Below are 24,509 nucleotides of genomic sequence, written 5' to 3' on the forward strand. Positions count from 1 at the left end.
AAAAGGGCGCTGATTCCCGCGGTCGCTTGGGAATAGCCCCCTGTATTATCGTTTGTTGTCCTGCGCCCTCTCGTCAGCAGCCGCCTTGCTTAATAGTCGCTCGCGCCGCTTTGGCCTTGGGCGATTGCCACGCCTGCGCTCGTGCCGAGGCGCGTAGCTCCGGCTTGAATCATCGCTTCCGCGTCGGCCAGCGTGCGGACACCGCCGGAAGCTTTTACGCCCACGTCCGGTCCAACCGTTTTGCGCATAAGCGCCACCGCTTCCACCGTGGCTCCGCCCGTCGAAAACCCGGTCGACGTCTTGACGAAGTCGGCCCCGGCCGAAACGGAAAGCAGGCAGGCGCGGACGATCTCCTCCTCCGTCAGCAGGGAGGTCTCAATGATGACCTTCACCAGCGCCTTGCCTTTTGCGGCCTCTACGACGCCGACGATATCGCGGGCGACCAGTTCGTCGTTCCCGTCTTTTAAAGCGCCGATATTGATGACCATGTCGACCTCGCCGGCCCCCTGACGGATCGCATGGGCCGCTTCGAACGCTTTCACTTCCGGCGCCGATGCGCCGAGCGGAAAGCCGATGACCGTGCATACTTTAACCGGTGAACCTTTTAGCGCCTCCGCGGCCGTTTCCACCCAAACCGGATTGACGCAAACCGAAGCGAATCCGTATTGCTTCGCTTCTTCAGCCAGCTTGAGAATGGCTGCTCGTCCCGCTTCCGCCTTCAGCAGGGTATGGTCGACCATGGCGGCAATCGATGTCGTTGACAAATGAACTCCTCCGTTCTTGATTCCTTTAATACAGACTGGAAATCTGCACGCCGCTCGGCAGCTTAAACGGGTGCTCTTGATTGATATGATCGTAAAACATCATCCCGTTCAAGTGATCGATTTCGTGCTGCATGACGATCGCGTCAAAGCCTTTGAACCGCATTTTCACCTCGTTGCCCTGTTCGTCATACGCTTTGACCTGGACCTTCTCGTAACGTGGCACAAAGCCCTGCACCGGGCGGTCCACCGACAGACAGCCTTCGCTTTCCGGCAGGTAAATCATCGCGGTCGAATGGCTGACAATTTTCGGGTTGAACATGGCGATTTCCCGGTCCTGCCCCTGATCATCGGTCAGCAGGGCGGCAAACATCCGCTTGTTCAGGCCGATTTGATTGGCCGACAAACCTACGCCCGCGCGCAGCTTGTATTTTTTCGCCGTTTCCGGGTCCTGGCTGTTTTTGAGAAAGCGCAGCATCGCCGCCATTTCCCCGCGGTCCTCCTCGGTGGGGGGAATGCTGACCGGCTCGGTCACAACGCGCAAAATCGGCGCTCCTTCGCGAACGATGTCATCCATCGTAATGAAATAGTCGCTATTGAATTTACTCATAAATAAACAATTCATCCACCTTCGTCTGCAAAATAAACGCAAGCTTGAACGCAAGCTCCAGCGTTGGATCGTACCGGTCGTTTTCGACGCTGTTGATCGTCTGTCTGGCAACGCCGCAGGCGGCGGCCAGCTGTTGCTGGGTTAACCCCAGCCGCTTGCGGAACTGCTTGATTTTATTGTTCATGGGCATCACCCAAATGTCAAAAGTTTTGGACTAATTAAGGGTAACACGGGCCTGGCTTGGTTGTCAAAGCCCAGTCAGGATTTGAATTTGATGCCCCAGACCGAGTCCTTTTGAAATCCGGCCGCTTCCCGCAGCTGCGGCAGCCGCTCATCCTCCGGATAATGCTGCTCCAGATAGCGGACATAAGCTTCCCGAAGGCGGATCTCCCGGTCCAGCTTGTTGTATTCGCTCGGATGTTTCTCGAGACGCTTCAGCGCAGCATCCCAACGCCTCAAGTCCGCCTTGGTCGTGCGGCCTTTCCGGGTGCGCTCGGCCAAAGCGCTCAGCTCTTCATAGTTTTCCCGCAGCCTGGCCGAATATTTGAATTGTTGGTTGAACATACCGAGCCCTACGATGACCAGAAAAAACACGATCCACAGCCACAAATGATCCACCCGCTCCGTCACACCCCGCTTATAAATGCGCTTATAAATGCGATTATTAATGCGATTATAAATAAATCCCTTATCGCCTAAACTTCATCATTTAAACTTGTGCCAGTCCATTTCGCTTGTGTTCAGCAAATGCTCGAAGTCGTTGTCCAGCCGCTTTTGCTCGGCCCGGCGCGCTGCTTCGGCCTGAATGCGAGCCTGCGTCTTGCGATCTTCCTCTTCTTTCTTCAGCTCTTCGGCCTGAGCTTTCAGCTTGGCGATCGTGCCTGCGCCGAGCAAGTCTTTCAGCGTTGCCGGTTTATCCGCAGAGGACGCCGCTGCCGCTGCTGCGGGGCGTTGTCCTTTCTTCTTTCCCATCATGTTTCACCTCACTTCCTCTCCAACCTCGCCGTCAAACAGCTCCAAAAACGCGTTAGCTTCCAATCCGGTTTAGCACTGACGCGGTATTTGGGAGGTACCGGCCTGTACCGGGGCGGTGTCCTTTATTTTATGACCTTCGCTAACGGACCTGAGTGAGCTTAGTTGCATTAACTTTAGCTCAGGATTTCCCGTAAAAGCTTCCCGGGAATCTAACGGTTGTAGCAGCGGCTATTTTACGAAATAAGAGCTTTTTTAAATTCTAACGGTTGTGGGTGCCGTTATTTGCCTGAATCTAAGCAAAATAGCCGGATTTCCGTGAAATAAGCGCCATGGCAACCGTTACAATTTGAAATCAACGTTTTTGGAGCAAATAGCGCTTGTGGCAACCGTTAGAATATTTGTGACTAGAAAATGTACTGGTTTCACCGAAATAAATGCTGCGATCCGTTAAAATGTTAGAATGTTACACAAACCACAAGCAAGCCGCAAGCAGGCCTCTAAACAAGCCGCAATCTCCAGTCACCAATTAGGCTGAAACCTGTTACGGCCGATTACTTCCGGAGCAATCCACTGGTTTATGCCTAAATTATCACCGTCCCCCGTAAGGTTGTCAATGGATGGAATGACGGAAGAATCTCTATTCCAGCCGCTCCAGTCCCCCAAGCAGCAGATCGAGATTGAAATGCAGGCTGTCCCGCACCTCCAGCGGCAATCCGAAGCCTCCCTGCCGCTTCAGCGAAGCGAAGCCGTGTATGAGGCTGCGGAGGCCACGAACGGTGTGGAGCGCCTGCTCCTCGGTCAGCGGATAGCAGCCGAGATAACGCAGCGTCAGCTCGACGAGCCGGTTGCCGGCTTCCTGCAGCTGGCGGTCCTCCGGGCCCGGGGCCATTTGCACGGCCTCGTACAGCCCAGGGTGCTCGTGCGCGAAAGCGAGGTAGGCGTCGGCAAAGCGGCGGATGGCATGTTCGCCGCTGAGGTCTCCGACCGCGCCCACGATGTGGTCGTACAGCCGTTCCAGCGCGTATCTGGCCAGCCCGGCGCGGATCTCCTCCAGCCCGCTGACGTGATTGTACAAGGAAGGCGGGCGGATCCCCAGCTTCCGGGCGACCGATGAGATGCTGACGGCAGCGGCTCCCTCGGCGTTCGCCACCTCTACGGCAGCCAGCAATACGGCGGTGCTGTCAAGACCGATTCTTGGCGACATGCCGCTACACCTCCCGCTGCCGGTGCTGCGCGCCGTCCGAAACGGCGCGCTCCGCCGCCCGGATCGCCCGCTCCATTGCGGCTCCCGGCCGCTCAAGCACATCGCCGTGCCCGGCCGCCAGCAGCGCAGGCCTCAAAGCGGCCAGCTTGCGCGCGCTGGCCAGCGCGGCCGGCTTGTTCCAGGTGGCCAGCGCCGGGAACGGGAACAGCGGGCGGACGGTGCCGCTGACCGCAATGCCGGCGCGCGTCTGGAAGGCGTCGCCCACGATCAGCGCGCCGCTGCGCGTGTCCAGCAGCGAAAACGAGCCGGGCGTATGCCCCGGCGAGGCCACGGCGAGCAGAGAACCGATCCGCTCTCCGTCCGTGAACAAGACGTCGGCGCGCGTGTTCAGCTTCTTGGGGACGCCGCCGCGGATCGGCGTTTGCGGCTCGCCTTCATCGAGCGTTACGTCGCCGCTCATGAGCCGGGCGTCCCGGGCCGAGACGTACACCGGAACGTCCGGCTGCTTCGCCTTCAGCGCGTCCAGCGCCCCCACATGATCGTCGTGAACATGCGTCAACACGATGCGGGCAAGCGGCTTGCCGGTCGATTGCACCACCCGCAAAATCCCTTCGGCACTGTAAGGCAAAGCGGCGTCGATCAGCGTGACGCCATCCTCCTCCTCAACCAAATAGCAATTGACCGGAAAAAAACGCGGCAGGAACGACAACTGCGTTAACTTTTCATATTTACGGATTCTCATCATTAATCGCCTCTTCCCAAAAACTAAAGTATTTAGTTTTAATTTAAACTAATACTATTAGTTTTTCAACCGTTTTTTTAAGTCGTACTAGCCGCGTCTTGCGAATAAGATGTACAAGCACGATAAATCACAGTCTGGAGGGAAATTGGAATGCACAGTTTCATCAGCTACGTGCTGCTGGGTATATCCCTGTCCGCACCAATCGGTCCGGTCAATGCAGCCCAACTCGACAAAGGCATCCGCGGCGGCTTTTTCCACGCCTGGCTGGTGGGAATCGGGGCGCTGGCGGCCGATATTTTATACATGTTGCTCGTTTATTTCGGCGTCGTTCATTTTTTAAACACCCCGTTTATGAAAACATTCCTGTGGCTGTTCGGCTTTTTCATCCTAACTTACACCGGTATCGAAAGTTTGAAGGAAGCGGGGAAAGTTGAGCTGAATGAAATGCGGGGCGGCGAACCGCTGATGAAATCTCTCTTGTCCGGATTTATGATGTCGGTCAGCAATCCGCTGTCCATTTTGTTCTGGCTTGGCATCTACGGCTCAGTGCTGGCCCAGGCGGCATCCACCGCCGGAAAGCCTGAATTGATTGTCAACAGCTGCGCCATCATTACCGGCCTGATCCTTTGGGATTTGACGATGGCCGGGTTTGCCAGCATGTTCCGCAGATTTCTGACCAACCGGATTCTCGTCGTCATCTCCGTATTGTCCGGCCTGTCCCTGATCGGCTTTGGGCTGTACTTCGGTTACGAAGCTGCGCTCCTGCTGGTATTAAATCGATAAAAAAAGCCAGCAATAGCTGGCCTGACGAAAGTAATTTCAATATTTTGTTTTCTTTATCAACGTACCATTAGGTTCATATGCCTCTCCTTTATAGGTTTTCCATTCAGTGATAAGGCTATATGTCACCCAATGGTGGGTTTTATATAATTGAAAACGTACCTTTTCTCCATCTTTGATTTTGGTTGTACTCTTCCAATCAAGAGTGTTCTCATGGCCTATTTCAAAGCCTATTTCAGCTTCTAACGTATCTTTTTTTACAATACCAAAAGTCCCATCCCATTTATTATAATCTTTAGTGGTTTCGGAAATTTCAAAATCATCTGGTCCGTATACATAAAACTCTTTGTATAAATCCTTTTGTTTGTCATAGTGTCCATTTCCATGATCCCAAGTTGTTATTCTCGGGTAATCTGCTTGCGGTTTAATGATATTTCCGGTGTTAGGATTTACACTATTAATATCATTGGGAATATATTCATACTCAATACTAACTGGGATTTCATCCATCCCTTCCTCTTTAGCTATTTTTTCTAATTCATTTATGTCAGTAATAGTTATTTTAGCGCTTTCGTTCAAGTTGGCTTGCTTCAATAGTTCTTCGGGAACTCTTTCTGCATTAGCATCGGTGTTTAAATCAATAACCGACTGTCCTGTAGAATTAACGATTTCTCTTGGCTCCGCATAAGAAGTCATTGGTAAGAAAGCCAGGCAAACAGACAACGACAACATTGACAACAGAAATCTTTTTTTCAATTTGCTTCCTCCTTTTATTTATATTACATTATTAGTATATAATGGAAGCTGGTTATTGTATGTGATATTTGTAATATTATGGAATAAATAACTATGGAGGAATATAAATGAAAAAAATCAAAAAATATTTACTTATATTTTATTTAATATCACTTGTCATAATCGGAGTGTTAAAGGTTCCTGCAATAAGAAAATGGGGGCCAAATGGCACAATAGATTCAATGGTATATGTACCTATTTGGAAAGTACAAGATACTACTACCATTGATGGATACGTTCCATTTTATCAAATAGACATTACCAGAGTCTTTTTAGAGGTTATTATTTTAACTCTTATTGTCTATGTTCTGTACTTGCTATTTTCTATAAACAAAGAACAATAAAAAATTGAACATCTGTTGTAATGAAAATTTTTAAAATACAAGAAAAAGAAGAGACAAAATAAATATACTTCCCGGTTTAGGCTGCTCGTATAACCATATTTTTTCGCCCTCTATAACAGGATAAATTGTATACTTCACAAGCCACGTATTTCATTTAATAAAGAACTATATAAATTGGTAGTTGACAGAGTTTTAAAGCTTGTGATGTAGTAGCACTACAAGGTCGGTTCAGTATTTTAAGGCGCTATATAAAGTGCTGAAGCTAAGAGGAACGGCCTTTTTAATCAGCACTTTAATTACGTCGTGCGCTTCGGGCGCAGCACCAGCGGTTTGCCTTGCCGGCGTCTCGCGATTTTCCGGCGCTTCCAAACGGTGAACTGCATGATTAGCGTGACCATGCCGATAACGGCGATAAAAATCAAGCTGCCCCAAAAACCGGGGCGGCTGGTACCGTGGAATAGTGTCCCGAGCACCGCAAGCACGATAAGCGCCATGCCCGTCCAGCGTTTGATCCGGCCAAACGTGCTGAACCTCAGCAGCCTGCCCGCCGTGACCAAGATGAAAAACCAGTTGTAAAGCAGCAGCAGTCCGGCGGCGGTGGTAATGTATTCGTAAATACGCCCGGGCATCACGAACGACATCACGACGGAAACGGCCAGCCCGGCGGCGGTCAGGCCGATCGCGTACAAAGGCCGTTTGCCCCAGGCTTTGCGGGCGAACAACAGGGGCGCATCCTTGTCCTTGGCGAGGGTGACCAGCATCGTCGTTACGGCATACAAGGAGGCCACCATCGTGGAAAATCCGGCGACGATCAGCACCCCGTTGAACACATGCGGAATAAACGGCAGATGATAATTTTGGAGTGCCGTAATAAACGGGCTGTGTTTGGGATCGACCGCTTTGTACGAGATCAAGGTCAGCGTCAAACCAATCGACAGCAAATAGACGATCGACAGCGCCAGCAACATCACCTTGCCCGCCTTCGGCGCATCCTTCGGTTCCCGCAGGCGTACAGCCATCATGCCCATCACTTCGATCCCCCCGAAGGCGTTAAAAGCAAAAATAAACCCCGACCATAATCCGAGGTAACCGGCAGGAAAAAAAGCGCCCACGGTATGCGGAAACGCCGGGGATTTGCCTCCTCCCGGAATCCAACCCATCAGCGCGGCCCCCGCCACAATCAAAAACATCAAGATCGCGGCGATTTTGATCACGGACAGCACATTTTCCATCGAATCGAAGACCCGGTTTCCCAAAAAAATGACGGCCAGTCCAAGTACGGCATAACCAATCGCAAAAATCCACATCGGCACCCCGGGGAACCAAAACCGTGAAAACAGGGACAATGCGGTCAACTGGCTGCCCATAGCGAGCAATTCGGAGCACCAGTACACCCAGCCACTGCCAAATCCGGCCCACCGGCCGAACGCACGTTTCGCATAAGAGCGGAAAGAGCCCTGCTCCGGCCGGTCCGCCGTCATCCGGGCCAGCACTTCGAACACTGTGTAGGTTCCGGCGGCCGCGAGGACAAACGCAAGCAGAATCGCCGGTCCCGCCATGCGAATCCCGATCCCTGAGCCGAGAAAATAACCGGTCCCGATCGTGGACGCCACCCCAAGCAAGGACAGCTGCCACCAGCGCAGGTTTCCTTTTTCTGCCTCATTCCCCCCTGCCTTCGCCATTTCAGTTCCCCCATTTCCGTTAATATCATGTTAAAATCCTGTTACTCCTTTATAGTGCAGCCTAACCCAAGGAATTATGTAACCTGCGTTTTTACGGCAAATTGCCTGTGGTATAATAAGTCACATCTCAAAGAAAAGAGGCTTGGCCCATGGCTTTTGGCGTGACACGCGAAGAACTGAACGAGTGGAAACAACGCGTCGCCCGCGGCGACATCGCCTATTTGACCCATTACTGGCTGGACCCGCGTTTTCCCGGCGCCAAAACGGTGACGAAGGTCGGCTGCTCGGATTTAAGCCGGCTCACCTCCTGGTGCCGCGAGCACGGGCTTGACCCGAAATATATCCATAACCGCTCGCCGTTTCCCCACTTCGACCTGATTGGCCCCAAACAGCGCGAAATTTTGCAAAAAGAAGGGCTGTGGACGCAGTTGGAGCGGTTTAACTTGATCGGACCGCCAGAACAAAAATCCACTTAAAAGCAGGGGAGCGCGTAAAAAGAACTATATGCCACTCCCACTCCCGCCACGTTACGATATAAGGAAGGGGGGTTGTACTCCTGCGAAATGCAAAAGTGCATGCGATTTTTGTCGAAGCTCCTCAATATGGGTAGTTCAAATGCAAATGTGCAGTTCATTTCCGCTCAAAAGTTACTTTTTTATCGGATAGCCCTAAATGAGATGTACTTTTGCATTTCAATCGCTCTAAATTGGTGATTTGCGGGAATATGGAATGCACTTTTGCAGCTGATCCCACCAGGCCATCTATAATCTTGAAAAAAACTGGAGAATATCCGATTATAATTGTTTTTTCCCTTTTCTAATGAAGAAAAAAAACTTATTATATGAAAGTTGGGTAAGCTTAACTAAACAACGAGAATCCATATTGAGGTGGTAATAATGACTAATCAAGCGCACGCTTCACCCGCCCCAAGTTTGTTTCGCAACAAGTTTTATCAGACGATTCTGATCTCCAACATTTTTTTGCAGATCGGGATCTGGGTCCGCAATTTCGCCATTTTGATGTTCGTTTCGGAAAAAACGCATAACGACCCGCTAGCCATCTCGCTGATTTCCGTTGTGGAGTTTGCGCCGATTTTTGTGTTTTCCTTTATCGGGGGCGCCTTTGCCGACCGTTGGAGGCCGAAAAAAACGATGATCTGGTGCGACTTCCTCTCCGCAGTATCGGTATTTGTAGTATTGATCACCCTGTTGTATGAATCTTGGGAAACCGTTTATTTTGCCACGTTCGTTTCAGCCATTTTGTCGCAGTTCTCTCAGCCGTCGGTGATGAAGCTGTTCAAGCAGCACGTCCATCCCGATCAGGTGCAGCAAGGCATGGCCCTGTTCCAGTCGCTGATCGCCATCTTTATGGTGCTGGGGCCGTCGCTCGGCATCTTTGCTTATCATCAGTTTGGCATTCATCTTTCGATCGGCGTGATGGGCGTGGCCTTCCTGCTGTCGGCGATTGTTCTGTTCCGCATTCCGGCCGATGAAACGCCAGAGGTAAAAACGGGCCAGCCATCGAACATCCGCCAGGAGCTGGCGGCCGGTTTCCGCTACGTCTGGCGCAGTCCGGTACTGAAAGTGCTCGGCGCGACCTTTGCGATCGCCGGTTTTTCCGTCGGTACGATTCAGACGTTGGGGTTGTTTTTAGTCACGGAAAACCTGGGGAAAAGCGAGGAATTCCTGCAATTTCTGCTGATGGTGAACGGGATCGCCATGCTGATCGGCGGAGCGGTCGTCATGACGCTGGCCAAACGCATCCCGCCGCAGATCCTGCTGGCGTTTGGGATAACGATCAGCGCGGTGTGTATCGCCGGCATGGGCTTCTCGACAAGCGTTCCGCTCACCTTGACGCTGCAATTTATTAACGGCCTGACGATGCCCTGCATCCAAATCGGCATTAACACGCTCATTCTGCAATGGACGGAGCAGGAATACGTCGGGCGCGTCAATGGGGTGCTTAGCCCGATGTTCATGGGCATGATGGTCATCATGATGTCGTTGTCCGGCGTGCTCAAAAAGTTTTTCCCGCTGGTCGGCATCTATGCGGCCTCCGGCATCATCATGCTGATCGGAGCGGCGATTTTGATTCCGATCTTCAAATATAAGCCGGCTCAGGCGCCTACTCCGGCACCCGAGCAGCCGTAGGCGGAGAACGCCTGCAGCCGTGTTAACCGCAAAAAAGTCTTGAAGCGAACCGGGCTTAAGCCCGCCGTTTCAAGACTTTTTTCAGTTCATGTTATGCCGTTCGAACTTAATTCGCTTAACGCTTGTTGAAAATGTCCGTGAGCACCGGCACGATTTGCGATTTGCGGGATACAACGCCTTTCAGCACCGCTTTGTTGCCGGCCAGCTTGACATTGTACGCCTGCTCGACCGCTTCGGCCGCTTTTCCGAGCGCCAGGCCTACGGAATCGTTGTTCAAAATGTCGGTGACGACAAACAGGAACAGGTCCAGGCCTTTGCTTTCGATAATGCCGTTTAGTGCGGCTTCGATTTCGCTTTGCCGCGACAGGACGTCGTTTACGTCCACCGCATTCACCTGGGCGATTTCCACCTTCGACCCGCCCATGTCAAACTCCTTGGCATCAAGCGTAATCAACTGTTCAATCGTTTTGTCGCTCAGATCGGCCCCGGCTTTCAGCATGTCGAGTCCGTATTCCTCTGGGTTGACACCGGCGATACCCGCCAGCTCGCGGGCCGCGGCCACATCTTGCTCAGTGCAGGTCGGCGATTTGAACAACAGCGAATCGGAAATGATTGCGGACAACATCAGCCCAGCGACATTGGCCGGAACTTCGATGCCGTTTTCTTTGTACATTTTGTTCAGAATCGTTGCCGTACAGCCTACCGGCTCAGCGCGATAGTAAAGCGGGCCGCTCGTTTCGAAATTGGCGATCCGGTGATGGTCGATGACTTCGGCGACGCGAACTTGATCGATGTCGGACACGCTTTGCTGGCGTTCATTATGGTCGACCAAAATGACCTCCTTCACTTCGCCGGCTACCGCTTCCACCAGCCGGGGCGCGGCAAAGCCAAACCGCTCCAGCGCAAACGCCGTTTCCCCGTTCACTTCCCCAAGCCGCACCGGCTCCACGTTCCAGCCCAGCTTCGATTTCAAATCAGCATAGGCGATCGCCGAGCAGATCGTATCCGTGTCCGGATTTTTATGTCCGAAAATCAATACTTTTTCCATCTCGTTACTCCCCTTTTCAAAGACTTAATGACAAAAGTATAGCTTATAATCAGATTCGCAATCAAGAGCGGTAAGGACGAACCCGGCTGAAATCATAGAACAATTTACATCGCGGCGCAAACCGGGTACGATCAGAAAGTAAGGCCAACTAGGAACGGTTAAAATACCGAGGGTCCGTTATGTACTGCGCGATCCGCCTCCACCTGCACAGTTTAAGTCGGCGTTCAGGCGGTTTTCAGCAAACGCTCAGCGTCATCGGTCATAATAGAGATGATATATTATAGGAGGCATTTTTTATGATGAATAACGCAAAGGGCGCAAAAATATTGCTGGTGGACGACGAGCCGCATATCGTGCAGTTTCTGGAGCTGGGGCTGGCGAATGAAGGCTTTGAGGTCAGAATTGCGGCGGACGGCCTGAGCGCCGTCAATCTGGCGGCGGAATTTCAGCCGCATGTCGTCGTGCTGGACGTCATGATGCCGGGCATGGACGGCTGGGAAGTATGCCGGCTGCTGCGCAAAAACGGAGACAACGTCGCGATCATCATGCTGACGGCCAAGGACGAAGTGGACGACCGGGTGAAAGGGTTGACGATCGGCGCCGACGATTACGTCGTCAAGCCGTTCAGCTTCGAAGAGCTGCTGGCCCGCATCGGAGCGCGCCTGCGCAACCAGTTTCCGGCGCTGTTCGGTGAAGTTGTCATCGGACCGTTCCGCCTTGACGACCGGAGAAAAGAGATCATTTACCAGGAGCAGCCGCTTGAGCTGTCCCCAACCGAATACGAACTGCTCAAATACCTGATCCTCAACCACGGGATCGTGTTAAGCAAAACGACAATATTGGATAAGGTATGGGGGTATGATTTCGGCGGCGAGGAAAATATCGTGGAAGTCTACATCCGCTCGCTGCGGGAAAAGTTAAACGACAAAGAGCATCGGCTGATCCGCACGCTTCGCGGCGCGGGTTATCGCGTCGATTTGCCGTGAAGCCCTTTTAATAAGGAAAGGAACTGGAACTTATGAAAAGGCCCCAACTGACCAAAAGCCATTTCGGGCAAAGATGGCGAAGCTTGTTTTTGCCGGGCTCGCTGCGGTTTCAACTGCTGTCGCGTTCCCTGTTCATTTTGGCCGCTTTGCTCGTTTTAATCGGAGCGTTCCAATACGTGATTATGAAGGATTTTATATATAAAAATCAGGCTGAGAAAATGGCTTCGCAGATGAGAGGTCCCTTGAGAGAGGTGTTCGACCGGAGCGGGCAAACTCCCGAACATTGGGGTGGCGATGTGCTAAAACCGGGGCCTGCCGGCTCTCCTCCCGGCGCCGGAGCCGGGACCGCAAACAAAAACGCTCCGGTTCCGCCCCCGCTGCTGTTTCTGCCCGATTCCTCGCTGGCCATCATCAACTCCGATTACAAATTTATCGATTTGACCTCCGAAACGGGCATTACGGCTCCCCGTCTGACAGATAGCGAATACGGGAACCTGTTTAGTCGGAACTGGGGCAAATCGGGCCCTGGCGATTACCGTGTCATGAGGGACGGGGAGGGCAACGAGCAGCTTGTCGTATTTCGCGAAGTGGTATTTCCCGGGGACAACGGGGAGAAAGCCTGGCTCGTGCAGATGGGCATTTACACCGCTCCGATGCTTAAGGTGGTGTTTCGGCAGCTGCTGACGTTTGCCGGACTTTCGCTGCTCGCGTTAGCCGGTGGTTTGGCGTTGTACTTCCCGGTGCTGCGGCGCACGCTGACTCCTTTGAACCAAATGGTCAAAACGGTGGAGGATACGAATGCGGGCAATCTCGGCAACCGTTTTCCGGCGGCTTCGGGGCAATCGGAAATCGACCGGCTTGGCGTTTCCTTCAACGGCATGATGGAGCGGCTGGAGGCCGCCTTCGAGGCGGAGCGGGAAGCCAAGGAGCAGATGCGCCGCTTCGTCGCCGACGCCTCCCATGAGCTGCGCACTCCGCTGACCTCGATCCACGGATTTCTCGAAGTGCTGCTGCGCGGAGCCGCCGACCGGCCGGAGCAGCTTCACACGGCGCTGAACAGCATGCTTGGCGAATCGGGGCGGATGAAGAAGCTGGTCGAGGACCTGCTGACATTGGCCAAATTGGACCGCACGCCGGTCGTGCAACGGACACAGGTTCAGCTGGACGAATTGATCCAGGAAATGGAGCCCCACCTCCGCATGCTGGCCGAAGATCGGGAGGTCCGGTTTGTGGTGCACCCGGGGGTTGCAGCGATGTGCGATAACGATAAAATCAAACAGGTCGTGCTGAACCTGTTCCATAACGCCGTTCAGCATACCGACCCTCAGACGGGACGGATCACGGTCACCTTGTCCGCTCAGCCTGGCCGGGCCTTGCTTCAGGTCCAGGATAACGGGCAGGGGATTGCCAAAGAGCATCTGCCCCACGTCTTCGAGCGGTTTTACCGCAGCGACGCCTCGCGGACGCGCAAACAAGGCGGCGCCGGGCTGGGGCTGGCGATCTCCCAATCGATTGTCGAAGCGCACGGCGGGCATATTTCCGCAGCCAGCGAACCGGGCGCGGGAGCAACGTTTAATGTCGTGCTGCCGGCGCTGTAGACGGTTCCATACGGATAGACGGTCCCATACGAATAAGCGCAACCTGGCCGCCGGCCAGGTTTTGTTTACTTCTACGTTAGCACAGGAAAGAAACGGATAACGAGCTATGCGAAGCCCGCCCCCACTACCACAAAATGCAAAAGGGCATGCGATTTTCGTCGAAATTCCTCGAAACAGGTGGGTCAAATGCAAAAGTGCAGTTCAATTCCGGTCAAAAACCTCTTTTTTATCGAAAGGCCCCAAATCAGATGTATTTTTGCATTTCAATCGCTCTAGAATGGAAATTTCGAGAAAATGAAATGCACTTTTGCATTTGATCCAGTCAATGACGTTGATCGCTCAGTTTCCGGTTTACTCATTATACGCACCAACAACATCCATCGATGTGTTTTGGGCCATTCGTTGTAAAACTTACAACTAGATTCAATTCAAGATACGAATTCATAGGTTTTAATTGCATTTCCTGCAATTACATCTAAACTTTTTCCTTATTCCTTCGGGCTAAACAGGATCTAATTGCAGGTTTTCAGACTGTTGAGAAAGTCCATTTTTTAAAATTTGAACACAAAATTCGGGCTCAAGTCCAAAATCAGTGTTTGACAAAATAAATGATGACGTAGATGTGGGGCTCTCCAAACCACTTTGCAAGATTATCCCTATGGTTCAGGAAGTCAGGTCACCTGCTTAAACGGGATAATCGTGCAAAGCCTCCGGATAGCTAGTCTCGCTCCAGGCCACGGTCTGTTGCCAGCTTGTCTGTCAAGCCCTGATGATTAGGTTGAACCAAAATTCGAAAGTTTTATTTAAAAACTTAGCCCTAAGATCGTTTAAATCGATTTTTCTTTGCGAAGGCAAAAGTCACCACACAAAATTTTAAATTATGGAAAAGTCTAAAGACTTTCTCAACAGTCTGAGGTTTTACACTTAAACAAGTATTTGGTTACTTATCCGGATAAGTAGTAGAGTAAAGGGCTGGGAGTGCCAGCCCCTTCTCATCAAACCGTACGTGCGGTTTTCCCGCATACGGCTTTCCGACGCTCTTCACCTTGGACAATACGGCTAACCCCAAGTCGATACGGTTTTCAGACCAGCGAGAGGTAGGAGGGCAAAGACATTAACGCGGCTAGCTTTCCGCTTTTTGTGTTTCTTGTCCCACCATAGACTCATGCGTCTACTTATGTGCCAATCCACCTTCTGCAAGAAGTGGTTCGCACCACCCGGGTCAACTTTGGCGTAATAATTCTTCCACCCTTGGATGATCGGGTTCATCCGTTGGATCAGGTCTTTGAGTGACCATCCCAAACGGGCACGAGGCGCGAGTTCTTCTTTTACTCTTGCCCTCATCTTCTTCATCGCTTTCTTAGATGGGTAACTGCGCAGAAAGAAAAAGACTTTCCCGTTCTTGCCCCAATACGGCATCCGTCGGTGGGTATGTCCCAAAAAGTCAAATCCTTCCTTGCCCTCCCACAGATTGACGAGCTTGCTTTTATTCGTGTTCATCGTCAATTCCAGTTTCTGAAATACCGACTTCAAAACATGTATTGCTTTCATCGCCTGTGCTTTGTAGCGACATAGAATCACCAGATCGTCCGCATAACGGACGATTGTGCCGACGTGCGCATATTGCTTTATCCAGATCGTGTCCAAGTAGTGGAGATACAGGTTTGCAAGCAGTGGACTAATGACCCCGCCTTGCGGACTTCCGAGGACGGTTTCATATAACTCGCCTTCTTTCATCACGCCGGCAGTCAGCCATAGCCGAATCAGCTTCAGTATCCGCCGGTCGCTAATCCGCTGCTCCACCATCTTCATCAACTTGTCGTGCGGGATGTTATCGAAGTAGCCGGTAATGTCCACATCCACGACCCATTGAATCCTGTCGCGCTCTACAGTCTCCCGGATACGGCGAATCGCATCATGTGCGCTACGTTTAGGTCGGAATCCGAACGAGCAATCCTGAAAATCCGCCTCGAAGATCGGTTCCAGTACGATCTTCGCCGCCATCTGAATCACCCGGTCGCGTACCGTAGGAATACCCAGAGGACGCATCTTGCCGTCTCCTTTGGGTATCTCATGTCGACGTACCGGGCTCGCCCGGTACGTCTTTTCGATGAGTGCCTTCCTGCATTCCTCGATGAGACGATCTTCTTCGTACTCCCGTACGATGTAGTCAATGGTTTCTTGGTCGACTCCGGCGCTTCCGCCATTGGCCTTGACCCGAATCCACGCCATCCGAGTCACATCTTCCCGGTACATCTTGTCGTATAAAGCATGAAAGCGACGCTTGGGGTTTGCCTTAGACACGAGGTAAAGGGTACGTTGGAGTTGTCGAACTTTGGCTTTGGTGTAGTTAGCAGGGGTTCCTGCATTCACTCGCTCTTATCTCCTTGGTATCCCGTGAACGAAGTAAGGGTCCTTCCCTCCACGAGGTTGTGTTGTCCTCGTTTCATCGGTACTACGACCCTCTCCGACTCCCTTCCCGCAGCTCGCCACTTCACCTAAGGGCTTATAGGTTCGCCGTTTACGGCAGCCTTCTGCCGTGCGGGGGAGGGTCTCCCTAGTTCCAGACATAACTTTCCTTGCATGCCGATCCCTTTACACCGGAGGATTCTTCCGCGCTGCGTCTCCAGGTTCTTCACGCGTTCCATGGCCTTCACCGATACAGTCGCGGCTCGGCTTCCTCTTGTCCCTTTCGGGTTGATCATTCACGATGCGGCAGGATTCACTTCATGTTACGGCCTGCAAGGTTGCTTTGCTTGCCTTTGGCAGGCTTTTCGCAGGGCTTCAGCGGCCGGACTTTCTCCGACGTCTGCCTGCTAGCTACGAGGCGGCTTGGTCCTTACCTCGACTGGACTTTCACCAGTTAGTTCTGCCTAGCTTGGCTAGGCGCGCACTGTATATTTTACAACTATTCAACGGTCTACCTACAGGTCTGAGCAGGATTCACTCGCAAGAAAAGCAAAAGCCCCATCCAACCGATGATGGATGAGGCTTCTTTGCTTCCTGTCCGCTAACTAGCGAAGCATTCCTTTATAAATCCCCGGCTCCGAGCCTTCGATTACGACCGCGCCCGCCGCTTTGGCGTAAAAGTCCTTGGGTCCCGCCCCGCCGATCACCGCGTAACCGTAACCGTCGAGACGCATCAAATCGAGGGTGTGCAGCAGCAGCATTTTGCCGATACCTCTTCCGCGCTCCTGCTCATCGACTCCGGTAGGGCCGAAGAACCCCTTGGCCGTCGTGTCATAACAAGCAAAACCGAGCAGCTTGCCGTTATCGATGGCGATGATGCAGGTGATCGGCGCCCGGGCAAAAGCCACTTCACATTCACTGACCCAAAACGGGCTGAAATGCTCGCCGATCCACTTGGTGACAACGTGTTTTTCCGGGGCGATCGCCCGCCGGATCGTCACGCCCGTACGCGCTTCATATTGCTCTACCGGTTCAAAAGACGGCAGATCGTACAATTTTACCAGCATATCCGACATCGCTTAAGTCTCCTTTGGAAAGTTCGTGTTTTGAGGGCTATTATAAGTTATTTCAACGCCTCGATCACGTATTCCTTGTATTTTCCGTAATCGCTAAGCTTGCATTCCAGGGACAGCTTTGTGCCCTCCGGCTCATAGCTCGTTTCCAGGACGTTGGCGTGCTCGTTAAAGTAAGAAACCAATGCTCCCTGATCGTAAGGGATCATCATTTGGCACTGCACATAGTCCTTGAAAATCCGGCTGCGGATCTCGGAGACCAGCTCCTGGATGCCGATCCGGGGTTTTGCGGCCATATATACGATATCTCCGTGAACCTCCGGAATGGCTTGCCCGGTCAAATCGGATTTGTTATAAGCATAAATCGTCGGGATGTCCGTAATGCCGATCTCCTTCAGCGTCCGGTTGGTGATGTCGATCAGCCGCTCGTATTCCGGGTTGGAATAATCGACGACATGGATGAGCAGGTCGGCTTCAGCCACCTCCTCCAGTGTCGAGCGGAACGCTTTGATCAGATGATGCGGCAGCTTGCTGACAAAGCCAACCGTATCGGTCAGCAAAAAAGCTTTGTTATCCTGAAGCGGAATGCTGCGGACCGACGTTTCCAGCGTGGCGAACAGCATATCCTTTTCCAGCACGAGCTTTTCCTGGGACGGGTTGTACAGCTCCATCAGCGCGTTCATGATCGTCGATTTGCCCGCATTGGTGTAGCCGACCAGCGAGACGACGGGCAGCTCGTTCTTTTTGCGCTGCTTGCGCTGCGTTTGCCGATGCGCCACGAGCAGCTCCAGTTCCTTGCTGAGCGCCGTAATTTTCTCCTCAATCCGCCGGCGGTCGAGCTCCAGGCGCGTCTCACCCGCACCGCGGTTTTTCGTGCCGACACCGCCGCTCTGGCGGCCCAGCGACTCCCGCAGCCCGACGAGGCGCGGCAGCATGTATTTGAGCTGGGCGACCTCCACCTGCAGCTGCGCTTCCCGCGTTTTGGCCCGCTGCGCAAAAATATCGAGGATCAGCACAGTCCGGTCGATCACCTTGCACTCCAGGTCGGCCTCCAGATTGCGGATTTGCGAAGGGGACAGCTCGTCGTTAAAGATGACGAGATTGCCTTCGTGCGCTTCAAGCAGCGCCCTGACCTCGGTTAATTTTCCCGTGCCGATATAATGCGACGTATTGATTTTGAGCAGATTTTGCGCAAGCATCCCTACAACTTCGATGTCGCAGGCTTCCGCCAAATTCGCCAGCTCCTCCATGGAGTATTCGAAATCTTCCTGATGATTTAAGTTCACGCCAACCAAAATGGCTTTTTGTTCGAGTTTTTTCTGTTCCATATAGTTGCTTCCTCCCTTGAGAAAAAAATAAACACAGGCGCCACACCTGTGCTTACAAGCAAACGGACCTATGGCAAAAAGCGCCCCGGCAGCAAAAAACGCCAGCCGAAAGCGGCAGGTCACAAGGCATATTCTATTCTAAAGTTCCTGCAGGTTCCCTTTATCATAGCACACCTATCCCGTTTGCCCCGCACAGGTGCGGAGCCTTTGGCACTATTCAATTAGCCGCGCAAAGTGGTAAAACGGAATTTAATGTACAACACAGGGAACCCTCCGTTCTTCTTAAGATGGTTCCAGTTTATCACAATTCGTATTCGTTCACAATCGGTGCGAAAAGCATGGTAAGATGAAACAAATCTCCCCGTTTTGCGTAAATAAGGAAGAACATCGGCGAGATTGGGCAGGTTGATCTCAGATAGCAGGACATAAGAAACATACGGAAACATAAGGAGGGCTTATCATGAGCGGTTTTAATCCGCTGTTTGGCGGTGTAGGCTTTGGAGGAGACTTTGGAGGGGGATTCGGGGGCGGCTTTGGGGGCGGCTTTGGCGGCGGTTTTGATTTTATGTTTACGCTGGTCCCGATTTTTATTGGCATTATCTTCGTTATCGTGATTGTAGGGATCATTGGCAATGGCGTCAAATACGTCAAAAATGCCCGTTCCCCCCGCGAAACCCAGTATGCCCGCATCGTGTCCAAACGAATGGACGTTCGGCATAGCTCAAGCCGCCACGGCGATAATCATATGCATTCTTCCTCGTCCCGAACGTACTATTACATTACCCTGGAATTCGATAACGGCCAACGCGTGGAGTACCTTGACGTGAAAAACCTGTACGGCCTTGTGGCTGAAGGCGATGCCGGATACGCGGCCATTCAGGGCGATTGGATCGTGGCATTCGAACGCGATATGGCGCAAAACCGGGGCGGCGGGACGTTTTAAAGGGTCAGACCTTAATCCGATGGTGAAAATATGGGGCGGACCTCAACCGGATCATGTAAATATAAGGCCCGTCGTTCTACCTCTCATTGGAAAAACTCCAATAGATTAACTCACATCGGCCGCAATTTGGAGCTCTCATTGGAAATAATCCAATAGAATTCGCCCAAACCACCCGTTCTGCGCCCTGCCGAGCCTCATCTATTGGAAATATCCAATCAAACCGCTGTATCTTCCATGAAATTTCCAATTCTATTGGATATTATCCAATCAGAACGATGTATCAGGCCGCGGGAACCTGGCGCCAGCAAGCGCGAGCGGCAGCGGGAAGGATTGCTGCCGCTCGCTTTTTCGCGTTAGCTAGCCGCCCCGAGCCTCAGTTGACCGCCAGGCCCTGCCGCCGCGCATAGTTGCCCCAATGCGGCTGGCGGCCGTCGATGTCGGAGAATCCGTACTCGTCGGATAAATCCCAACTGGTAAACGCCTTGCCGGCTTTGTCCGCAACCTGCGGGTCCGCAGCCAATGCGGCGACGGCCTGGCCTACGAAATACGGCGTTTCCGATTCCGCATAATGCGGCTCCTTCTGAATAGCGTCCCGCCAGTTGCTCTCGGCAACACCGAAATAATCCAGCATTTGTTCGGACCGCAAAAAGCCGGGGGTAACCGCCAACGCCGTCACGTTAAAGGTCCGCAGTTCCTCGGCCATGGCGCTTGCCAGGTGGATCGGCGATATTTTCGCCAGGCTGTAATACAGATTGCCGCGATAGTTGTAAGTGGAGCCGTCGGTGACCTCGATGATCAGCCCCGCCTTCCGCTTCACCATCAGCGGAGCGCCATAGTAGCTGGTGATCATGTGCGTCTTGACCACTCGCTCTTGCATCAGCAGACCGTCGGCCAGCGGTTGCTCCCAAAACGGCGTATTCCAGTGGGTCAGGTTTTCTCCGCCCCAAATGTCATTGACAAGGATATCGAGGCGGCCGTCCTGCTCCTCCTGCACCCGCGCAAACAAAGCCTGCACCTGCTCCTCCGAGGTATGGTCCGTGCGTACGGGAATGCCTTTCCCGCCGCGGGCCGTAACCATTTCGGCCGTCTCATCGATCGTCTCGCTGCGGCCGATATCCGACGCCTGTCCGCGAACGCTCCGCCCGCTGCAGTAGACGGTTGCCCCCGCAGCGCCGAGCATGACGGCGATGCCCCGCCCCGCTCCCCGCGTAGCCCCGGCAACAACCGCCACTTTCCCCTTCAGCGGTTTTTCTCTTTGCATGTCCTTCAAGTCCATCGTTTCAACATCCTCTCTGGCCATTTTTCATTTATTCTACTGCAGTGTAACAGGGCATATACGACATCTCTTGTCTTATATTCATGGTAAAATAAATAAAAACGTTGCAAGGAGAGGATCGCTTGAGAGCGGATCGATTGCTGGCCATTTTGCTGCTGCTGCAAAATCGGGGGAAAATGAGCTCCCGCCATTTGGCGAAGGAGCTTGAGGTATCGGAGCGGACGATCGGGCGGGATATGGAGGCGTTAAGCACAGCCGGCATCCCGGTTTATGCGGAAAGAGGCTCGCAAGGTGGGTGGATGCTGGCGGAAAGCTACCGGACGAACCTGACCGGCATGCGGCCGGAAGAAATCGTTTCGCTGCTGTTGACCAGCCATAACGAGTTGCTCGGCGATTTGGGAATCCAGGGGCATTTTCAAACGGCTTACCAAAAGCTGCTGGCCGCTTCCCCCGCCCCGGTCCGGCAGGACGCCGAACTGATCCGCCAGCGCATCCATATCGACGGCGCCGGCTGGCACGCTTCGGGCGAAGCCTTTCCCTGGCTGTCCGCCGTGCAGGAAGCCGTATGGGCGCAAAGGAAGCTGCGCATCCGCTACCGGAAAGATGATGTCGCCGTGGAACGCACGCTGCTCCCTTTGGGCCTTATCGCCAAACGCAGCGTCTGGTACCTGGCGGCGGCGCAGGAGGACGGCGGCGAGATGCGGACGTACCGTATCTCGCGTCTGGAAGACGCGCAGCTTCTCGCTGAAACCTTCGAGCGGCCGGCCGATTTTGATTTGGCGGAATATTGGGAACAGTCCACCGCCGATTTCAAATCCCGGTTGCCCCGTTATCCGGCGCGGGTAAACGTCAAAGAACCCCGGCTGGACCGGCTGCGCAGGGAGCGTTATACTAAAGTGCTCCATGTCGAAAAACCGGACGAACAGGGGTTTGTCAAAGCGGATATCGAATTTGAAACGCTGGAATCGGCGTGCGAGATCGTGCTCGCCTACGGCCCGGAGGTCGAGGTGCTGGAGCCTCCGGAGCTGCGCGAACGGGTAAAACGCGAGGCCGAGGCGGTCTTTCGCCTGTACTCCGAAGCAGGCGATTGACAGTCAGCGCGAGCCCGCGGTCAGTCCAACTGCAAAAACGCCTGCGGCGACACGTACACGAACCGCTCTCCCCGGGCCATGACATGGCATTTTTGCTCCGGAAACCGCTCGTACAAGTCATCCACGAAATGACCGGGCTTCTCCGCGTTGACGGCAAACAGGTCATAATGCAGCGGGATGACGGTGTCGGCGCCGATGGCTGCCGCCAGCTCTGCGGCTTCCCGGTAGTCCATGTTGCCGACGATGCCGCGCTGCCCGCGGAAATAGTCGCGGCCATTGATCGGCAGCAGGGCAACGTCCGGCCGGACCTCCCGCAACCGCTCGATCAGTTCGGGATACACCAGCGTATCCCCGGCATGGTACAACGTGACGCCGTTCAGTTCGATCACGTAACCAACGTAACGGGGTTTTCCTGCCTCATCCCGTTCCAACTGTTCGTGAGCGGCGGGAATAACCGTAAGGCGGAGCTTGGAGAACAGCTCCAACTGCCGGCGGTCATCGGCCTCCCAAATTTGCGGGGCCGCAATCCCCATCTCCTGCAAAGCCGGCTTGCAGCAGGCCGGGGCCACGATCGGCGCCGCCGGGTTCTGACGGTGAAAATAGGGGAGCGTACCCGCATCCATATGATCGCCATGCACATGCGTGATCAGGCATAAATCCGCCCCCAGAATATCCCCCGGTTCGATCGGAGCTGGAAAAGTCCGTCTCCAGTCTCCGGAATCGAGGTCGCCCGAGACGTATGGGTCTACATAAATCGTAATTCCGTCTCCTTTAATAATTACGCTCTCCTGCCCCAGAAACCACAGCGCGAGCGTTCCGTAAGGAACCTCGGTGCGGATGACTTCGTTGATCAGGGCGGCGCCTTTGCGGGTCAAGCCGGCGCTTTTTCGGGTTGAATCAGACATTTTGCTCTCCTCTGGCTCTTAGGTTCCCGCAACAATCGAACGGATGGTTTCCAGCGGAATTTTCGGCTTCCGGTCATAGGTCAACAGGCCGTTGATTTCCTGTTCCACATCCGTAAATTGGGTGTAGCAAAAGCCCTGCACCACCGGCGATTGCAAAACGGGTTCAATTACATTCTGCAAACGCGCCGCAAAATCCTGCTCATTTTCGGCCCCGGAATAACCCCATCCGTCCCAATCGCCGGCTTTGAAGGAAATGCCGCCAAACTCCGTGACCAGGATCGGCTGGCCTTCGTCCGGGAACCCGGGCACGAGAATCCAGCGGTTGCCCGGCTGAGCGGCCAAAGCAGTTGCCCGCGCGGCATAACGCTCCGCCAGCACCTCCCGCCGCCATTCATAATCGTGAATGGTGAGCAAGTCGGTGGCGACCAGCTCCCATCCGTCATTGGAGATGACGGGGCGCGTCCGGTCCAGCGATTTCGTTAAATGATAGAGAGACAAAGCGTGCTGCTGCTGCTGGCGGTCCACCAAAATGTTGGTGACGCCCCAGCTTTCGTTCAGCGGCACCCAAACCACAAGACACGGGTGATTGAAATCCCGCTCCACGGCCTGAATCCACTCCCGGGTCATCCGGCCCGCGTAAGTTTCGGAGAAGCGGAAAGCATTGGCCATCTCCCCCCACACCAGGAGGCCCAGCCGGTCGGCCCAATACAAATACCGGGGATCTTCGATTTTTTGATGCTTTCGCGCTCCATTAAAGCCCATCGCTTTGGTAAGTTCCACGTCTCTGCGCAAGTCGTCGTCGCTTGGGGCGGTCAGCAGCCCTTCCGGAAAATACCCTTGATCCAACACCATTTTCATATAATAAGGCCGATTGTTGAGCAGCAGCTTGCCGTCTTCAATGGAGATTTTCCGCATGCCGAAATAGCTTTTCGCCGAATCCACCGCTTTCCCGTCCACGAGCAGTGTCAGCTCCAGATCGTAAAGGTGCGGGTTTTCCGGTGTCCACCACCGCCCCAGGCCGTGATCGTTAAAATCCTCCAGGTGGATGGAGCGGCGGGCCGAAATATGGTTCAAGGCAAAGCAGTCTTCGGTGACGAGCTCGCCCTTGAAGGAAATAACGGCTTTAACGCTGACCTGTGCGCCAGGCCGGCAGCCCGACAGGAACACCTCGAGATCGAGATCGTTTTTGTCGATGTCCGGAATCATCCGGATGCGCTCCACATACGTTTCCGGCACCGGCTCCAGCCATACGCTTTGCCAAATCCCGGTCGTGCGCGTGTAGAATATTCCCGCCGACTGATCCTCCCAGAACTGCTTGCCGCGCGGCAAGGAGACGTCGCGGCTGTAGTCGGTCGCCTTCACGACAACGGTGTTGCCGCCCTTGGCGAGAACGTCCGTGATGTCGGCATGAAATGGCGTATGTCCGCCTTCATGAACCGCCACCAGCTTGCCGTTGACCCACACTTTGGCCTCGTAATCGACGGCGCCGAAATGCAGCAGCACTCTGCCCGCGTTGTATTCATCCGGAACGGTGAATCGTTTGCGATACCAAACCTGGTCATGAACCGATGTGTCTCCGATACCGCTAAGCCGGCTTTGAAAACAGAACGGAACCGTGATTTTTTGGCTAAACTGTCCCTTTTCCTGTTCATACCAGGCTTCCCGTTCACCTATCCCGTCATCGTCAAAAGCGAATTCCCATTCTCCGTTCAGGCTCGCCCACTTCTCGCGGACGAACTGGGGCCGCGGATATTCACCACGCGTAAGTTGGTTTGTCATAGTCTCTGCTCCTTCTCTATCTATCGTAAG

The 24,509-nt window shown here is 53.5% G+C and carries 24 protein-coding genes; 8 read left to right on the forward strand and 16 right to left on the reverse strand.

Going from position 1 to position 24,509, the window contains the following annotated elements; all coding sequences use genetic code 11:
- Positions 1-89: 89 nt before the first annotated feature.
- The 7 genes from deoC to ACLD72_RS23970 all read right to left on the reverse strand — a co-directional run bounded on the left by deoC (position 90) and on the right by ACLD72_RS23970 (position 4,292).
- Positions 90-740 (reverse strand): deoxyribose-phosphate aldolase, encoded by a 651-nt coding sequence (gene deoC / locus ACLD72_RS23940; protein WP_411001947.1) that lies wholly within the window; start codon positions 738-740, stop codon positions 90-92.
- 49 nt (positions 741-789) lie between these two features.
- Positions 790-1,371 carry a peptide deformylase gene (gene def / locus ACLD72_RS23945; protein ID WP_411001948.1) on the reverse strand — a complete coding sequence of 194 codons (582 nt, stop codon included), beginning with the start codon at positions 1,369-1,371 and terminating at the stop codon, positions 790-792.
- Entirely contained in the window at positions 1,364-1,555 is a 192-nt protein-coding gene (locus ACLD72_RS23950; protein ID WP_128629958.1) for a helix-turn-helix transcriptional regulator, read from the reverse strand. Before ACLD72_RS23950 ends, def begins: the two co-directional genes overlap by 8 nt.
- Positions 1,556-1,629: 74 nt before the next feature.
- Complete coding sequence (locus ACLD72_RS23955; RefSeq protein WP_411001871.1) at positions 1,630-1,989, reverse strand: hypothetical protein; 360 nt, start codon at positions 1,987-1,989, stop codon at positions 1,630-1,632.
- Between the two features lie 87 nt (positions 1,990-2,076).
- Complete coding sequence (locus ACLD72_RS23960; RefSeq protein WP_251595425.1) at positions 2,077-2,343, reverse strand: YqkE family protein; 267 nt, start codon at positions 2,341-2,343, stop codon at positions 2,077-2,079.
- A gap of 640 nt (positions 2,344-2,983) precedes the next feature.
- On the reverse strand, positions 2,984-3,550 hold the full coding sequence (locus ACLD72_RS23965) for a TetR/AcrR family transcriptional regulator (RefSeq protein WP_411001872.1): 567 nt from the start codon (positions 3,548-3,550) through the stop codon (positions 2,984-2,986).
- A 4-nt stretch (positions 3,551-3,554) separates the two neighbouring features.
- The gene (locus ACLD72_RS23970; RefSeq protein WP_411001949.1) at positions 3,555-4,292 is read right to left on the reverse strand and encodes an MBL fold metallo-hydrolase; all 738 of its coding nucleotides are present in this window, start codon (positions 4,290-4,292) and stop codon (positions 3,555-3,557) included.
- A gap of 150 nt (positions 4,293-4,442) precedes the next feature.
- Between ACLD72_RS23970 and ACLD72_RS23975 the strand changes: the two genes are divergently transcribed.
- A complete protein-coding gene (locus tag ACLD72_RS23975; RefSeq protein WP_411001873.1) occupies positions 4,443-5,075 on the forward strand; it encodes a LysE family transporter in 633 nt (210 codons plus the stop codon).
- 36 nt (positions 5,076-5,111) lie between these two features.
- Here the strand turns inward: ACLD72_RS23975 and ACLD72_RS23980 are convergent, their stop codons facing one another.
- Positions 5,112-5,828, reverse strand: a complete 717-nt coding sequence (locus ACLD72_RS23980; RefSeq protein ID WP_411001874.1) for a hypothetical protein — start codon at positions 5,826-5,828, stop codon at positions 5,112-5,114.
- Positions 5,829-5,935: 107 nt separating this feature from the next.
- Between ACLD72_RS23980 and ACLD72_RS23985 the strand changes: the two genes are divergently transcribed.
- Positions 5,936-6,211 carry a hypothetical protein gene (locus ACLD72_RS23985; protein WP_411001875.1) on the forward strand — a complete coding sequence of 92 codons (276 nt, stop codon included), beginning with the start codon at positions 5,936-5,938 and terminating at the stop codon, positions 6,209-6,211.
- Between the two features lie 296 nt (positions 6,212-6,507).
- Here ACLD72_RS23985 and ACLD72_RS23990 read toward each other — a convergent pair whose 3' ends face one another.
- A complete protein-coding gene (locus tag ACLD72_RS23990; RefSeq protein WP_411001876.1) occupies positions 6,508-7,893 on the reverse strand; it encodes a GerAB/ArcD/ProY family transporter in 1,386 nt (461 codons plus the stop codon).
- Between the two features lie 149 nt (positions 7,894-8,042).
- Between ACLD72_RS23990 and ACLD72_RS23995 the strand changes: the two genes are divergently transcribed.
- Together ACLD72_RS23995 and ACLD72_RS24000 are read left to right on the forward strand one after the other, a co-directional pair.
- On the forward strand, positions 8,043-8,369 hold the full coding sequence (locus ACLD72_RS23995) for a hypothetical protein (protein WP_251595323.1): 327 nt from the start codon (positions 8,043-8,045) through the stop codon (positions 8,367-8,369).
- A gap of 420 nt (positions 8,370-8,789) precedes the next feature.
- Complete coding sequence (locus tag ACLD72_RS24000; protein WP_411001877.1) at positions 8,790-10,043, forward strand: MFS transporter; 1,254 nt, start codon at positions 8,790-8,792, stop codon at positions 10,041-10,043.
- 115 nt (positions 10,044-10,158) lie between these two features.
- On the opposite strand, the gene ACLD72_RS24005 is transcribed toward ACLD72_RS24000, so the two are convergent.
- The gene (locus ACLD72_RS24005; protein WP_411001878.1) at positions 10,159-11,091 is read right to left on the reverse strand and encodes a manganese-dependent inorganic pyrophosphatase; all 933 of its coding nucleotides are present in this window, start codon (positions 11,089-11,091) and stop codon (positions 10,159-10,161) included.
- 299 nt (positions 11,092-11,390) lie between these two features.
- Between ACLD72_RS24005 and ACLD72_RS24010 the strand changes: the two genes are divergently transcribed.
- Positions 11,391-12,077: a response regulator transcription factor gene (locus tag ACLD72_RS24010; RefSeq protein WP_411001950.1), complete on the forward strand. Its 687-nt coding sequence runs from the start codon at positions 11,391-11,393 to the stop codon at positions 12,075-12,077.
- Between the two features lie 32 nt (positions 12,078-12,109).
- Entirely contained in the window at positions 12,110-13,675 is a 1,566-nt protein-coding gene (locus ACLD72_RS24015) for an ATP-binding protein (protein WP_411001879.1), read from the forward strand.
- A 1,059-nt stretch (positions 13,676-14,734) separates the two neighbouring features.
- Here ACLD72_RS24015 and ltrA read toward each other — a convergent pair.
- The 3 genes from ltrA to hflX form a co-directional block, all read right to left on the reverse strand.
- The gene (gene ltrA / locus ACLD72_RS24020; RefSeq protein WP_411001880.1) at positions 14,735-16,048 is read right to left on the reverse strand and encodes a group II intron reverse transcriptase/maturase; all 1,314 of its coding nucleotides are present in this window, start codon (positions 16,046-16,048) and stop codon (positions 14,735-14,737) included.
- A gap of 641 nt (positions 16,049-16,689) precedes the next feature.
- Positions 16,690-17,160 (reverse strand): GNAT family N-acetyltransferase, encoded by a 471-nt coding sequence (locus tag ACLD72_RS24025; RefSeq protein ID WP_411001881.1) that lies wholly within the window; start codon positions 17,158-17,160, stop codon positions 16,690-16,692.
- Between the two features lie 47 nt (positions 17,161-17,207).
- Positions 17,208-18,485 (reverse strand): GTPase HflX, encoded by a 1,278-nt coding sequence (hflX, locus tag ACLD72_RS24030; RefSeq protein WP_411001882.1) that lies wholly within the window; start codon positions 18,483-18,485, stop codon positions 17,208-17,210.
- Positions 18,486-19,050: 565 nt separating this feature from the next.
- On the opposite strand from hflX, the gene ACLD72_RS24035 reads away from it, so the two are divergent.
- The gene (locus ACLD72_RS24035) at positions 19,051-19,428 is read left to right on the forward strand and encodes a DUF2500 domain-containing protein (protein ID WP_411001951.1); all 378 of its coding nucleotides are present in this window, start codon (positions 19,051-19,053) and stop codon (positions 19,426-19,428) included.
- Between the two features lie 373 nt (positions 19,429-19,801).
- Here the strand turns inward: ACLD72_RS24035 and ACLD72_RS24040 are convergent, their stop codons facing one another.
- Positions 19,802-20,689 carry an SDR family oxidoreductase gene (locus tag ACLD72_RS24040; RefSeq protein WP_458476186.1) on the reverse strand — a complete coding sequence of 296 codons (888 nt, stop codon included), beginning with the start codon at positions 20,687-20,689 and terminating at the stop codon, positions 19,802-19,804.
- A gap of 137 nt (positions 20,690-20,826) precedes the next feature.
- Here ACLD72_RS24040 and ACLD72_RS24045 point away from each other — a divergent pair, with 137 nt between their 5' ends.
- Positions 20,827-21,795 carry a helix-turn-helix transcriptional regulator gene (locus ACLD72_RS24045; RefSeq protein WP_411001884.1) on the forward strand — a complete coding sequence of 323 codons (969 nt, stop codon included), beginning with the start codon at positions 20,827-20,829 and terminating at the stop codon, positions 21,793-21,795.
- A gap of 20 nt (positions 21,796-21,815) precedes the next feature.
- On the opposite strand, the gene ACLD72_RS24050 is transcribed toward ACLD72_RS24045, so the two are convergent.
- Both ACLD72_RS24050 and ACLD72_RS24055 read right to left on the reverse strand, forming a co-directional pair.
- Positions 21,816-22,700 (reverse strand): MBL fold metallo-hydrolase, encoded by an 885-nt coding sequence (locus ACLD72_RS24050; RefSeq protein ID WP_411001885.1) that lies wholly within the window; start codon positions 22,698-22,700, stop codon positions 21,816-21,818.
- 18 nt (positions 22,701-22,718) lie between these two features.
- On the reverse strand, positions 22,719-24,479 hold the full coding sequence (locus ACLD72_RS24055) for a glycoside hydrolase family 2 protein (protein WP_411001886.1): 1,761 nt from the start codon (positions 24,477-24,479) through the stop codon (positions 22,719-22,721).
- Positions 24,480-24,509 lie beyond the last annotated feature (30 nt).

This window comes from Paenibacillus lacisediminis (genome assembly GCF_046567315.2).